The sequence below is a fragment of the Arthrobacter russicus genome, from assembly GCF_031454135.1.
Classification (GTDB): domain Bacteria; phylum Actinomycetota; class Actinomycetes; order Actinomycetales; family Micrococcaceae; genus Renibacterium; species Renibacterium russicum.
In genome coordinates this window covers 1,181,633-1,195,866 of record NZ_JAVDQF010000001.1, presented here as the reverse complement: position 1 = coordinate 1,195,866, position 14,234 = coordinate 1,181,633, and the positions used below count along the sequence as shown (strand labels likewise).

The following is a 14,234-nucleotide window of genomic DNA, read 5'->3' as shown; positions in this document are numbered from 1 at the left end:
GAAGGATTCCTTTCCTTGGTAAGCGGTTAGTCTTCGAATGCCGGGCAAAATCGGATCAGCAAGATGTGATGCCCTATTAGCCAGGGCAAGCCTCGCCGTCGAGCTTTATGCGATCGGTGGGACTAAGTTCAATTGCCCGGCTGCGGTGCTCCACCGATGGATAGGCTCTTCCCGAGACAACCGGCTGAACTAGTGCGATATCGGCGGAGCTCGGGGTCGGCCAATCTCCAACATGATTAATTTATTTGAACCTAAGGGTATCCCGGTGGCGGTACTTCGTCACAAATCTTGCGATACTTGTGCATTGCTTGTTTGCTACGTCAGACCATCCACTTTTCTAAGCTAAGAGAGCCTAACCCGGGTTTTCTGGACTCTGGTTTTAGGGCGATGGTCTTGGGGGAATGGAGTCTATGATCCATGTCGCAAAGTTGTCGGAACCTCGGGGTGAAGCATCAGGCCTTGTACTGGTGGTCATGTTGCAGATGTGCCTCGAATGTAAGGCTTCACTCCTGAGCTACCTCCGCCAAGCGCGGGGCAGTGTGGAAGCTGACAGGTTCTGATCGCACACGTTTTGGTGAACAGACAACGAGCAAACCGGTAAAAACCAGCAAAAACCGGCTTCGCTGCGCTATGCTTGTAAACCATAACGGGTGTAGATCCCGCAAACTCGCCCGGAGGGATCTGGCTCATGAGCGAACCGTGGCTGTCGGCGGATAACATCGCAGCTCACCTCGGTATTACAAAAGACACCGTTTACGCTTGGATCGCCGACAAAGGAATGCCAGCGCACAAGATCGGCCGCTTGTGGAAGTTCCAGGTGTCTGAAGTCGACGAGTGGGTGCGTGGCGGTGGAGCAGCTACACAAGACGGTGCCAGAGGTGCATGAGATGTGGTGCTTGATCGGGGCTAATTCGTTAGGTTACAGGTCGAGGAGGAGAGTTGAATAAGGCTGGTGTTGACGCGGCAGTTTCACGGGTTGTCACCTGGATTCGTGATGTGAACTCCGACTCGCCAGCGTTGAATTCGGTTGTTGGCCTGAGCGATTCCGAAATGAAGCAGCTGGCGCGCCTTGGTGCCCTGCTCCGTGAGCGACTCAGCGATCATTCACTCGAAAGCTTAGTTGCTGCTTTGACTCCAGACGGCGAGATCGTGGTACTGGACGAAGTTCGGGCAGCGTTCGATCATCTGATCGGCGAAGACGCTGTGGTTCACCTGGCCGACCTCTATGCATCGATTGTGACTCCCGCTAAACGCAGGCCTCTCGGTACCTTCTTCACACCGCGCGAGTACGCGCAAGCCATCGTTGATGGATTTGCTAGTCGTCACGATCCTCCCGGAGAAGTGGTTGACGTGGGGGCGGGCGTCGGGATCTTTTCTGAGATCGCACGCATCAAGTGGCCAAACGCATCAATTCAAGCGATTGATATCAACCCGCTTACGCTTGGGCTTCAGGCAGTTGCGATAGCGAAGCTCCTGGAGCGGAGTGTAAAGCTTGTCTTGATGGACTACCGACAGTGGCTTGATTCGAATGTTCCGTCCGTGCCAACGCTCTATCTCGGGAACCCACCCTATACCCGTTGGCAGTTGCTCGACCGTGCTGACCGTGCTGACCTACTTGACTCAGCGGACGGTTTAGTTGGTGCTCGCGCAAATCTCTCGACACTGTTCCTCGCCATGACATTAGCTAAGCTGCGTCCACAAGACTCGCTGGCGATGATCATTCCAGCGGGTTGGATGCGAGCGGAATACGGAAAGAGATTGAGGGCACGTCTACGGGATGCAGGATGGCGGCGAATTTCTCTGCGGTTGGCTGACTCTTGGCGTTTTGATCAGGCAATCGTCGATGCTGTCTTGGTTGAGGTCGGTCCAGAATCCGCAACGTTGCAGCGAATCGAGGTGTCAGATTGGTCGGGATCTGAACGATTGATTGTGAGTCGCACAGAGGGAGAAGCAGTTTTTCCAGCTCCGGGACGAACGCACCTTCTTCCACCCGGCTGTGAAGATGGTGACACTCTCGCTCGATATGCTCGTGTGACGCGAGGCACGGCATCTGGAGCGAATCGTTTCTTTTTGAACACTCCAGAGAAATGGGATGCTCTTGGTATTCCGCAGGAATTTCGTATACCACTCGCCCGTCGACTTCGTCCAGGCGTGAACGGCACAGCGTCATCGCTCGAAACAAGTGAAATATTGGTGCTCGGTGACTATTGTCGTGGAACGGTCGAGAGTGTCGAGGCCTGGATAGCTGCTGGTGAACGTGGCGGGTTGCACGAACTCTACCTTTGTTCGCAGCGCAAGACCTGGTTCGACCTTTCTGGCGAGCTGAAAACTCCGGACGTCATAATCTCAGCTCTCGCTCGTGAGACGTTTCATGTGCTGGATAACCCGGGCAGGTTAGCTATTACAAATAACCTATTCGGTTTGTATTGGTCGGCGGACGTCGTCCAAGAAACGAAGGATCAGCTGCTCGGCTGGCTTCGTAGCGCCGAGGGCCAGGCGATGTTGCGTTCGAGTTCATCTGTGGAGGCTAATGGCCTGTATCGGTTGAGCCCTAAGACCATGGGGATGATTTCAATGGGTATTTCGAGCATACCGAAGATGGGCGCCAATCGAGAGATTTCCAGTCTGTTGGTTAGCGGAGGGAAAGCGATATGAGTCCAGAAGGCTTCTCCGTCGACACCCATCTCTTGCGTGAGCTCGGTGACCTCCTGGTGGGACGAGACAGCACTGCGATTCTTGAACTCGTCAAGAACGGCTACGACGCGGACGCCACCGTGGTCCGCATTGAGGCGCAAAATCTGGCCAATCCTAAGGAGGCAGTGCTTACAGTTGAGGACAACGGAAACGGAATGACGGCGGATCGTTTCCGATCTGCATTTCTGAGGATCGCCGGACGGGATAAGGAGGAAGGCGACCGTCGGTCCCCTAGATTTCTTCGTGCCTACACGGGGCAGAAGGGCATCGGTCGGCTTGCCAGCCAGAAGCTGGCTAAGATTCTTGAGGTTCGGAGCATACCCGGCTCTAACGTTGTTGGAGGCAGCGGCCCGGGGGTAGAAGCTCAGATTGACTGGGAGGCTATCGACCAGCAGCAGACGTTGCATGACCTGAAACACGGACTTGCCGTAACAGATGTTTCCTTGACCCCAGGAACGGCTCCGGGGACTGTACTGACCATGCGCTCGCTCAAGAGGACCTGGACTCCTGGAGAGATTGGCAAGTTTATCGACGAGTTGCATTCTGCGCAGCCGCAATCCCTCCTTCTTGGTTCTGACTCCGAAGCGCTTTCGATCGCTGGTGAAACACTTCTTGGACAACCGATTGTTCGGGTCTCGGCAAGCGACGATCCCGGGTTCGAACTCGAGCTTGCCGGTGATTTGGCCTCTGGAGATGATCTCTGGGCGAAGGCTGTGGAGGACTTCCAATGGTGTGCTGAGATCGATGTTGCTGGAGGACGAACCCGTTATCGAATCTCACCAACAACGACGTATGCTCGCAACGAGCCCCTCGCCCGACCGTATTCATTTGAAGCAGAAGCTGACCCCGCCCTGCGATTTCAGGCGCGATTCTACATTATGCCTGGTGCAAGTAGCAGGCGTGGCCCACTCAAAGGATTTGTCCGGTCGACAAGTGGCATTCGAGTGTATCTGGAAGGCTTCCGGGTCCTACCCTACGCGGAGTATGGCGACGATTGGCTTGAGATCGACCGAGAATATCGGTCCGGCGCGCGCTACTACTCGATTGATTTGGACGAGTCAGCGAGCGACGACTTAGACGTAGACAAGCGCGAGGCATTAAATGCCATCCCAAGTAGTGGCTACTTTGGGGCAGTTTTTCTTACGGCTTCGGGTGCTCCTGACCTCGAAAGCCTCATAAACCGCGAGGGGTTCGTCCCTGGACCGACCTTCAAAGGCATCCAACGAATCGTCCGGGACGGTGTGCGGTTGACAGTGCGCGTTCGCCGTTCCATTTTCAATCAGCGGGATCGACTTAACGCGATCACGCGGGTGATACTGACTGAAAAGACGCCTGATCCACCTACATCGGAAGGTGCTCGCAGGCCTGTCTTCGATCCTTCAGGCCGAACGCCATTCGAGATACTCGCACCTCACGGTCCTACCAACGACGACGACCGAAAAATGGCGGAGGCAGAGGCGGCTGCGGCAGAGATCGGAGCTGGGTCGGACAGCGTCGTTGGCCCCTCAATTGACAGTCCAACCCGGACTTTGATGGAGGGATTCAATGCGGCACGCATTCAGCTTCAAGCAGTCCAGAGCCTTCAACCCGAGCTTCGGGTTCTCGCCGGCGTTGGCCTGCAACTTGGGGCATTTGTCCACGATATCAACGGGATGCTGGCTTCTGCAACGACGATCCGTGAACTACTTAGAGGGCTTCTCAACAAAGTAGTCGACCCGACCCAACGAAACACGCTTCAGGTGACGTTGCGTACCGCGGATGAATTGGCCCATACTCTTGCGCGCCAAAGTTCCTACCTGACTGATGTGCTCAGTGCAGACCCGCGGAGGAGGAGGTCGCAAGTCAAGGTGCGTGAGCGTGTGGACTCGGTTCTCAGGTTCCTTGCAAGGCCGCTTGCGTCGAAGGGCGTCACCGTGAACGTTGAGGTACCGCCCGAGCTACGTACAGCACCCATGTTTCCGGCCGAGGTAACAATCCTGCTTTCTAACCTCTTTACCAACGCGGTAAAGAATGCCGCTGAGGGTGGAAATTTGTGGATTGAAGGACAAGATCTCGGCTCTGCGGTCGAAATCATCGTGAGTAATGATGGGACTGCAGTCAACCTCAATGAAGCCGAACGATGGTTCTTACCATTTGAAAGTACAACGACGGCTGTTGATGACGCGCTCGGCCAGGGATTGGGCCTGGGACTGCCGATCGTAAGAGCCTTGACCGACGACTACCGAGGCGATGTTCGCTTCATTGAACCTGTTCATGGATTGGGGACATCAATCAGGGTGCTTCTCCCGAAGAAGGGCAAGATGCAATGACAACGCAGCCATTTGTTCTGCTAGTGGATGATGATCCAGCGCAGGAAGCTTTCGCGCTCCTATTGAGTCAGCAAGGCGTCGAGGCGAAACATGTGCTCCCCGGTGATTTGCTGGTCGATGACCTAGATCGTGCGAGCCTCGTACTTATCGATGAATTCATCGAAGACTGGCCGGCACGCGATTTGGCGAAAGACGAGCTAGGCCTCTTCGTTCGGGATGGCATTGCCCTCGCAAGCGTGCTTCGATCTGCTCTTGATGGGCGCGGTCCGAGTCCTGACACAGAACCAAAGCCTAAAAATACTGCGTTCGTTCTTCGCACCGGACACCTTGATGTTCTCGGGGCCGGAACCCCTGCCTTTATTCGACCGATGGCAATTGCGAGTAGGCACGATCTTGAGTGGGCCGCTGAGAAGACAAGGATGACCGCCAAAGCCTTGGCCTCGCTTGCGATCGCAACGTCGAAGCTTCCGACAGATTGGTCTAATCCGGTGGATCCGGTTGCCCAGCTCGCCTGGCTTGACCTGCCACAAGCACATTGGAGAGATGACGCAATCGCACAGATCGAACTCTGTCGACCCCCTTGGTCCGTTCTTGCCGCGACGTCTGCCGGAAGGCGATGGCTCTCCTGGTTCTTGCAACGAATCTTGCCCTTTCCGACGTTCCTTGTCGATGATCGTCGAGCTGCGAGCTATCTGGGACTGAAGCCAAGCGCGCTCGACGATATAGTCGGAGGTGAAAATCAAGTTGCTGAAATGTTGAGTGGAGCGGAATACAGAGGACAGCTTGCAGATTTCTCGGGTCGCCGCTGGTGGCGCGCCGGGATATCAGCAGTTAGAGGGCTAGCGCTTGAATCCTCTTACGGCAGAATGAGTGAGGATGTTGCGCGCTCGATTGCCTTGCTCCACGGCAAAGAGCTTGAAACACTTGGTCTTCAACGCCCAGTATTTCAAATCGACGATAATTACAACTTGGTAGATGAACCATTGGAAATTACCGACGCTGTCCGATTACAGCCCGATGACTGGCCGTCTTACGCTGATGACCCGTGGCTTGCTACAGCGTCTATTGATATTGAACAGTCCCTCGCTAAGCTGGTCGTTATTGACGACCGAAATAGCGGAGCGGACAAAAACGATGAATAATCGTTCAGCCTGCCAACACCTTCTTGACGCCGGTCCCGTGCTTTGCCTTGGCGCGTCTACGGTGATGGCTGATCTTTACGACGCCCACCTGATTGCCGATGGCTTAGTTGTGGCAACGGTCGCGGACGAGGTTCGCGGTTGGGCCTCTGTTTATGTGGCACCCGGTGATCCCCATAGGAAGAAGGAGGTGAAACGTGCTGGCGCCGCGGCTGTAGGGAGATATACTCGTACGCTGCTTGCGACGGCCCTTCCCACGCCGGAGCCGCAACCCGCGGCCGTCGCGGCAATTCGTCGTGAGCTTGAGAGGCACGCCGAGCGAAAACGTCCTGGCCGTATGGCACGTGCTGGTGAGCATGGTGGAGAAACTTATTCGATTTATGAGGCAGGCCTACGTTCAATCTGCTTCATTACGAATGATGGTGGTGCGAGACATGTAGCAGGCATGTGGTCTGTCACTCATCAGTCATTCGTAGACCTTATGCGGCGTCTGGTGAAGTCCCATCAAGACGTAAACAGAAGGCAGATCGTCAAAGAGATGCAGAGGCTTGGGAGAAACGGCATTGACGTAGGTGACGTCGTGAACTCCGTTCTAGATCTAAGATAGTTTGTTCTGACACAGGTATGGTCGAGTTCCCAGGAATTAGCTACATCTACAGCCTTGAAAGTATCCATTTTTCGCTCAATGTACCTCAGACAGTCGTGTAATCAATGAGTACTTACGTCGCTATTTCGATTCATTTTGAATGGAAGCTGCTCACTGCGGTGCCAAGTGTGTTAAATCTGGTTTCTTGGTTCGACTTCCATCTCCGAGAGGTTTAGAGGGCGAGGCATCCGGTGCCCCGATTCGCGTGATTCAACTCGGGTTTCCGTCTCTGGATTCGGTTGCGCGAATTCGCCGCGGGGCCGCGGCACCCACCATCCTCGAGGTGTAACATCTCCAAGTTCGGCTAGATGCGAGACAGTTTTCGGTTCTTCGCCGGGTCGACGCCTCTAGAGCTCGATGACGACCTTGCCATGCACGCGTCGGCTCCCCTGAAGTTCTGCCGCTTGACGGATCTGCTCAACCGGGAAGCTCTCCGCAATCGGCACCTGGAGTTTGCCCGCTGCGATCAACTGGGCAATCTCTTCCAGTGTGCCGGGCGCTGCGTCCGAACCGTTGCCGGCCGGAATGCCTTCGAGTTTCGTGGTGATGGTGCAAATTCGATCATTGGGGACGCCGAGTTCCTTTGCCGCGTCCACGGTCTCGGTGCCGTGCAGATCCATGGCAGCAGTGATGCCACCAGGAGCCAGCGCACGGACTCGATCGACGAGCCCGTCGCCGTAAGCCACCGGCTCGGCGCCGAGGCTGCTGAGGAACTCGGCCGACGTCGCCGATCCGGTGCCGATCACGCGCGCCCCGGTGAGCCGGGCCAGCTGGACGGCGAACACGCCAACCCCACCGCCCGCGCCACCGATCAACACGGTGTCGTCTGAGCTGAGGTTGATCGCAGCGAGCGCGGCAGCTGCGGTGCGACCCGCGATCGTGATCGTGGCGCCGGTGCGGTCGTCTACATCATCAGGTGTGTGGTGGGCTTCGTTTGCTGGCGTCGCTCCATCCGCGTCCACCACAACGTAATCGGCCACCGAGCGGGACAATGCGCCGCCAAACACGCGGTCGCCCAGCGCAAAGTTGGTCACGCCGTCGCCAATCTGATCGACAACGCCCGCGAAGTCGGTGCCGAAGCCGACCGGCAGACTGAGCCCGAACCTGGCCGCAGTTTCGGCATCGGCGGTCATGATCCAGTCCATCGGATTCAGCCCGGCTGCGGTGACCCGCACCCGAAGCTGTCCTGGGCCGGCCTGTGGCGCGGGAACCTCGCGGAGCTTCAGAACCTCTGGCCCGCCGAAGGCATCGAGCTGGACCGCGGTACTGCTGCGTACTGCTGGTGAATCGTGAACTGTCGACATGTGCGTTGGCTCCTTGGACTGTGAGAAGATACTAAAGCGGAACATGTTCCGCTTTCTCAATAATCGTAGCATAACCGGAGCGTGATCCGTTTTGACTGAACTGGCTGGGCGAACCTCGCGCGCCGACGCAACCCGCAACCGAGACCAGGTGCTCGAGGTGGCGACTCGAGTGTTCGCGTCCGCGGATGCTGAGCCCTCGATGCGCGCCATTGCCCGCGAGGCCGGCGTCGGTATTGCCACGCTGTACCGGCATTTCCCGACCCGTGAGTCGCTCGTCGACGCCGTTTATCGAGACCAGGTCGTCCGGCTCACCGCCGGGGCCCGCGAATTGCTCGGTCAGCTGCCGCCGGCGGCAGCGATGCGGCGCTGGATGGATTTGTTCGGTGACTGGATCGCGACCAAAAACGGCATGCTGGACACCTTGCTTGCCATGGTCGAGTCGGGCGAGATTGCGCATGCGCAGACCCGGACGGAACTGCTGGCGGCGATCACCACGATTCTCGACGCCGGGCGCGCCGCGGGCGACTTGCGCAGCGACGTGGGCGCCGATGATATTGCCGCCGCGCTCATTGGCATCTTCACGGTGGCGTCCCGGCCTGGACACGAGGCGTTGGCTAGTCGCTTGCTGGATCTTTTGCTGGACGGCCTCCGCCCGATCAATCAACGTTGATTTCGCGCACGGCGCACGGTCAGCTCAGCTCTTTGCCGCCCCTGCGCAGACGCGTAAGCTCGATCTTGCTGCGGTCAGCTCAATCCGGACGCCGGAGAGCGCATTGACAGGCAGCGCCGTCACCAAAAACTGACGGTGATCAATTCCAGCAACACCTGCTGGTGCTTGGTCTGAAAAACATCACGGCCTAACACCCCAGGGTCGTGGTCATGGCATCCGAAAGGCAACGATGTTTGAACTCAATGATGAGCAGCTCGGACTGGTCGAAATGGTGCGCGATTTTGCCGCCCAGAAATTGGCTCCGTATGCGGCAAGCTGGGACGAGACTAAACATTGTCCAGTAGATGTCTTGCGTGAAGCGGGTGAGCTGGGCATGGGCGGCATCTATGTCCAGGAGGAGTTCGGCGGTTCAGATCTGAGCCGTAGCGACGCGGTGCTGATCTTCGAAGAGCTTGCCAAAGCGGATCCCACCATTGCTGCCTACATCTCGATCCACAACATGGTGGTGTGGATGATCGATAAATTTGGCGACGACGAACAGCGTGCCCGCTGGGTGCCGAATCTGGCAGCCATGGAGGAGCTGGGCAGCTACTGCCTCACCGAGCCGGGGGCCGGTTCTGACGCAGCTGCGTTGACCACCCGCGCAGTCCGCGACGGAGATGACTATGTGCTCAACGGCGTCAAGCAATTCATCTCCGGTGCCGGCGCATCGAGCGTTTATCTCGTGATGGCCCGCACCGCTGACGCCGGGAACCGCGGCATCTCGGCCATCGTCGTTCCAGCAGAAACTCCCGGGCTTTCTTTCGGCGTCAACGAAAAGAAAATGGGTTGGAATGCCCAGCCAACGCGGCAGGTCATCATGGACGAGGTGCGGGTCCCGGTCGGCAACCGCTTGGGCGCCGAGGGCGACGGCTTCGGCATCGCCATGAAGGGGCTCAATGGCGGCCGGATCAATATGGGTGCTTGTTCATTGGGCGGTGGCCAGATCGCCCTGGAAAAATCGATCGCCTACCTCAAGGAGCGGTCGGCCTTCGGTGCCCCGCTGATCGACAAACAAGCGCTGCTGTTCCGGATTGCCGACATGGAGACCGAGTTGGAAACAGCCCGGACGCTGCTCTGGCGGGCCGCTGACGCACTGGACCGTGGTTCGAAAGACGCCGTGCGGCTGTGCGCTATGGCCAAACGGGTCGCCACCGATGCCGGATTCAATGTCGCGAACGAGGCCATCCAACTGCACGGCGGCTACGGTTACCTCGCCGAATACGGACTGGAGAAGATTGTCCGCGATTTGCGCGTGCACCAGATCCTCGAGGGCAGCAATGAAATCATGCGGCTGATCATCGGGCGTATTGCGGCAGAACGCTAAGCGGAATCCAACTGAGCGCCGCGCTTCGAGCGCGGTTACGCCGTCCAGATCCAGTTGCGTCGTTGGTAGAGGATGTCGAAACCGGACCGTCGCAGGTTGTTGTACGAGGGGTTGCTGGTGTCACCCTCAGCAGGCATGCCGGTGTCGGTGACGGACCACTGGCAACCTTTTTCTTGAGCCGCCCGGTCACCAAGTGCAATGAGCGCACTCTGGGCGCCTTGCCCGCGATACTGTGGCAGCGTTGCAGCAGTGCTGCCGTAGCCCACGCTCTTGTGAATGGTCAGCGCCCCGCCGGCTACCATTCTGTCGCCGTCCCAAGCGGCGTACATATGGTGACCTTCGAGATTTCCGAATCTCGCGACAATCTGCTCAAGATCCAATCCGGACATTCCGAAACCTTCAAGAACAGTTTTCGCCCATTCTTCGGCCTGGCTGGGGTCAATCTCGCCGATTCTAAGCTCGGTGGAGGCTGGAGCTATCTCATCCACTCGGCGGATGAGCTTGACGATCGACGTGCCCTGGCTTAGCCGGTGCTTGCTGGCGATCTCCGACCAGTCGTCCGGCATTGCCCACGGCGGCACTTGAATAACCGCACGGGCGTTGCCTTCCGATCGGTAAAAGTCGATGACCTCGTCGATCAGCTGTTCGTTTACTGGCTCGACGAAGCCAACTGCTTTCGACCAATATCCGGTCGGGTCTTCGCGCGTCGACAAGATGGTAGCTCCCGCAATCTGAGTCAAAGCGATGCCGCGTGCCGCTTTGATTTCAGCAGGGGCTTGTAGCGCGAACTGCGCCATCATTGTTGCTTCGGCTAACTCGGCACCTTGGTGCAGTTCATCCATGCCGCCGATCATACCGCCTGTGCAAACATCCGGCTCGTGCGAAAGTAGTCTGCTGGAGCGAAGCCGCCAAGCTGTAAAACCAACCGGACGTTGATTGGCGACGGCGGCGCGAGTGTTTAGTCGATGCAGCTTTCGATATATCGAATATTGAAATATCCTTGATATTATGAATATCGTTAACTATCGTTGTATATCGTTAGCGAGTCACCAAGGAGAACATGATGCGAAATTCATATCCGGTAGGCGGATTCGGCGGCGCGGGCATCGACGGTGTGTGGCAAGCCGTCGAGGAACTGCGCTCGAAGTTCGAAAAGCGCACGGGAACCCGGGCCGGCCGAGGTGAAGTGCGCTCGGCCGTCCTGGAGTTGCTGGCGGAAAGCCCGATGCACGGCTATCAGATCATCCGTGAAATCGAAGAACGCAGCTCCGGCAGCTGGAAGCCCAGCGCGGGCTCCGTTTACCCGACCTTGCAACTGCTTGCCGATGAGGGGTTGATCAGTGCCGAAGAATCCAACGGGCGCAAGGTGTACTCGTTGACCGATGTCGGCCGGGAAGAAATCGCCGACGCCGGTCCAGCAGCTTCCTGGGAGGCCGGGAGCGCCGGGTTCGCGGCCTTGCCCAAGGCCGGATTCGAGCTCGCCCAGGCCGCCGCCCAAGTGGGGCGCACCGGCTCGGCGAAGCAGGTGCAAGAAGCCGTTGCGGTGCTCGAGGAGTCCCGCCGCCGGCTGTACTCGATTCTCGCCCAGGACTGACCGGGTGGCACCGGACGCGCAGCCCGTGACGGCTCCGGCGGTCGGCGCAGGCAGCACCCGGGCCCGGTACCGTCGCATCCTGCGGTTCGCCGCCTGGCATCTCACGGTGACCTGGTGGTTCGAACTGGCCCTGCCCCGGCTCGGCTTCCGAGGGGTCGCCGAACGCACCCGCACCCGGCGGATGCGCCGCTTCGCGCAGCGTTTCCACCTGCTCGCAGTGGACTTGGGCGGCTTGATGATCAAGGTGGGCCAATTCCTGTCGTCTCGGCTCGACGTCCTGCCGCCGGAGATCACCGCGGAACTCGAAGGACTCCAGGACGAAGTGCCGCCGGTGCCGTTCCCGGCGCTCCGGGCGCTCGCCGAAGCGGAGCTGGGAGCGGCGTTGGACCAGGTGTTCGCCTCGGTCGAGGAATTGCCGATAGCTGCCGCCTCTCTGGGCCAAGCGCACCGGGCCGAGCTGCTCCCCGCGGCCGCCGTCGATGCCGGGCTCAGCAGCGTGGTGTTGAAAGTGCAGCGTCCCGGAATCCAGGAAATCGTGGACGTGGACTTGGCCGCGCTGCGCAAAGTCGGTGGCTGGCTCAACCGCGTGCGATTCGTCGCCAAGCGGGCCGATGTGCCTGCCCTGGTGGAGGAATTCGCCAGGACCAGCCTCGAAGAAATCGACTACCTGCAAGAAGCCGCGAACTCGGAACGTTTTGCCGCCGACTTCGCCGACGAGGAGCGGGTAGCCGTGCCGCGGGTGGTCTGGGAACGGACCACCCGGCGGGTGCTCACGCTGGAAGACGTCACGGCGATCAAGATCACCGATTCGTCGGCGCTTCGCGCCGCTGGCATCGAACCGGCCGACGTGGCCCCGGTCTTCGCCTCGGTCATGTTCGACCAGTTGTTCACAAACGGGTTTTTCCACGCCGATCCGCACCCGGGCAATATCTTCGTCACCCCGATCCCGGAGCCGGGAGCCGGGCGCCCTTGGGAGCTGACCTTCATCGATTTCGGCATGATGGGCGAAGTCCCGACGCAGATGCGCAATGGCTTGCGGAAATTGCTGATCGCGGCCGCATCGCGGGATGGCAAGGGACTGGTGACGGCGATTTCGGAACTGGGCGTGCTGGTGCCTTCAGCCGATACCGCGGAGCTCGAACGGGCGATGACACAGCTCTTCGACCGGTTCGGCGGAATGGGTTTCGCGGAGCTCCGCGAGGTGGATCAACGTGAATTCTTCGATTTCGCCACGGAGTTCGGCGACGTGGTCCGGGCTTTGCCGTTCCAACTGCCGGAAAACTTCCTGCTGATCGTCCGGGCGATGTCGCTGACCTCGGGGGTCTGCAGTTCCCTGGATGCCAAGTTCAATCTCTGGGATTCGGTGGAGCCCTATGCTGCGCAACTGCTGCGCGACGAACGCGGCAATATCGTGCAGGACCTGGCGAAGCAGGCGCTCGACGCGGTCGGCCTCGCGGTGAGCTTGCCGAGGCGTCTGGCGGGCGTGCTCGACCGGGCCGAGGCGGAAACCCTCGCAGTCAGCACACCGCGTCTTGAGCGGCAGCTCGCTTTGCTCAACAACAGCGCGAAGCGAGCCGGAGCCGCACTGGTCTTCGCCGCGCTGCTCATTGCCGGTGCGATCGTCCGGTCCAATGACTTGGTGCTGGGCAATCTGCTGATGATCGGCTCGGTGATCCCCCTGTTGTACGGGTTGTGGCGGGGGAGCCGGCGGCGCTGAACCGGCAGTGCGATCCGCGCCGTCGGTACCCCGGCTCCGGACCTAGCGCTGGCCCGTGGGCCGGATGATGATTTCGTTGACGTCGACCTCGGCTGGCTGGGAAATCGCAAAACTCACTGAGCGCGCGATCGCGTCCGCGGGGATCTGCGCCGCCCGGTAGCCGACCATCAGCTCGGCCGCATGCTGGTCGGTGATGTGCCCGGCGAGTTCGGATTCGGTGACGCCCGGGGAGATGGTGGTCACCCGGATCGACGGATCGGATTCCTGGCGGAGTCCCTCGGTCAGCGCCCAGGCAGCGTGTTTGGTCGCCGAATAGATCGCCGAGGTGGGCGAGACTTCGCGCGCTCCCACCGAAGCGATGGTCACGACGTGCCCGGATTCCTGCGCCCGGAAATGCGGCAACACCGCGGCGATGCCGTAGTAGAGACCCCGGACATTGACGTCGAACATCCGGTCCCATTCATCGACGAGCAGCGAGTCGAGTCGGGAAAGCAGCATCTGCCCGGCATTGCCGACCAGGACGTCGAGCCGTCCGTGTTCGGCGATCACGGTGCCGACCAGCTCGGCGAAGGCGGCGGCATCGGCGACGTCGAGCGCGTGCGCTTCTGCCGAATGCCCGGCCCGGACGAGTTCGGCGACAACCTCGTTCAGCCGCTCGATGCGCCTGCCGGTGAGCACTACATGGTGGCCTTCGGCGGCGAGCCGGCGGGCGATTGCCTCGCCGATCCCGCTGCTGGCGCCGGTGACGAAGATGATCTTGGAAACATTGTGGTTGGTCATGGCACCAGCTTCGCG

General features: G+C 59.3%; 11 protein-coding genes. 8 read left to right on the top strand and 3 right to left on the bottom strand.

What is annotated here, in order from left to right:
* The first annotated feature begins 688 nt into the window (after positions 1 to 688).
* From JOE69_RS05555 to JOE69_RS05540, 4 genes are read left to right on the top strand one after another with little or no spacing between them, the layout of a single operon-like run.
* Entirely contained in the window at positions 689 to 886 is a 198-nt protein-coding gene (locus JOE69_RS05555; RefSeq protein ID WP_296365527.1) for a helix-turn-helix domain-containing protein, read from the top strand.
* A gap of 53 nt (positions 887 to 939) precedes the next feature.
* Positions 940 to 2,655, top strand: a complete 1,716-nt coding sequence (locus JOE69_RS05550; protein ID WP_309796777.1) for an Eco57I restriction-modification methylase domain-containing protein — start codon at positions 940 to 942, stop codon at positions 2,653 to 2,655.
* On the top strand, positions 2,652 to 5,003 hold the full coding sequence (locus tag JOE69_RS05545) for a sensor histidine kinase (protein ID WP_309796775.1): 2,352 nt from the start codon (positions 2,652 to 2,654) through the stop codon (positions 5,001 to 5,003). The genes JOE69_RS05550 and JOE69_RS05545 overlap by 4 nt, the downstream gene beginning before the upstream one ends.
* On the top strand, positions 5,000 to 6,145 hold the full coding sequence (locus JOE69_RS05540) for a hypothetical protein (RefSeq protein WP_309796774.1): 1,146 nt from the start codon (positions 5,000 to 5,002) through the stop codon (positions 6,143 to 6,145). The genes JOE69_RS05545 and JOE69_RS05540 overlap by 4 nt, the downstream gene beginning before the upstream one ends.
* A gap of 990 nt (positions 6,146 to 7,135) precedes the next feature.
* Here JOE69_RS05540 and JOE69_RS05535 read toward each other — a convergent pair.
* Positions 7,136 to 8,092 (bottom strand): NADP-dependent oxidoreductase, encoded by a 957-nt coding sequence (locus tag JOE69_RS05535; RefSeq protein ID WP_309796772.1) that lies wholly within the window; start codon positions 8,090 to 8,092, stop codon positions 7,136 to 7,138.
* Between the two features lie 91 nt (positions 8,093 to 8,183).
* On the opposite strand from JOE69_RS05535, the gene JOE69_RS05530 reads away from it, so the two are divergent.
* Together JOE69_RS05530 and JOE69_RS05525 are read left to right on the top strand one after the other, a co-directional pair.
* Positions 8,184 to 8,762: a TetR/AcrR family transcriptional regulator gene (locus tag JOE69_RS05530; RefSeq protein WP_309796770.1), complete on the top strand. Its 579-nt coding sequence runs from the start codon at positions 8,184 to 8,186 to the stop codon at positions 8,760 to 8,762.
* Positions 8,763 to 8,991: 229 nt separating this feature from the next.
* On the top strand, positions 8,992 to 10,128 hold the full coding sequence (locus JOE69_RS05525; RefSeq protein ID WP_309796768.1) for an acyl-CoA dehydrogenase family protein: 1,137 nt from the start codon (positions 8,992 to 8,994) through the stop codon (positions 10,126 to 10,128).
* Positions 10,129 to 10,163: 35 nt separating this feature from the next.
* Here the strand turns inward: JOE69_RS05525 and JOE69_RS05520 are convergent, their stop codons facing one another.
* Complete coding sequence (locus JOE69_RS05520; RefSeq protein WP_309796766.1) at positions 10,164 to 10,970, bottom strand: GNAT family N-acetyltransferase; 807 nt, start codon at positions 10,968 to 10,970, stop codon at positions 10,164 to 10,166.
* A gap of 221 nt (positions 10,971 to 11,191) precedes the next feature.
* On the opposite strand from JOE69_RS05520, the gene JOE69_RS05515 reads away from it, so the two are divergent.
* Positions 11,192 to 11,722, top strand: coding sequence for a PadR family transcriptional regulator (locus JOE69_RS05515; protein ID WP_309796763.1), 531 nt, complete (start codon positions 11,192 to 11,194; stop codon positions 11,720 to 11,722).
* A 181-nt stretch (positions 11,723 to 11,903) separates the two neighbouring features.
* Positions 11,904 to 13,439 (top strand): ABC1 kinase family protein, encoded by a 1,536-nt coding sequence (locus tag JOE69_RS05510; RefSeq protein ID WP_309801181.1) that lies wholly within the window; start codon positions 11,904 to 11,906, stop codon positions 13,437 to 13,439.
* A gap of 42 nt (positions 13,440 to 13,481) precedes the next feature.
* Here JOE69_RS05510 and JOE69_RS05505 read toward each other — a convergent pair whose 3' ends face one another.
* Positions 13,482 to 14,219, bottom strand: coding sequence for an SDR family oxidoreductase (locus tag JOE69_RS05505; protein ID WP_309796761.1), 738 nt, complete (start codon positions 14,217 to 14,219; stop codon positions 13,482 to 13,484).
* Positions 14,220 to 14,234: the final 15 nt, after the last annotated feature.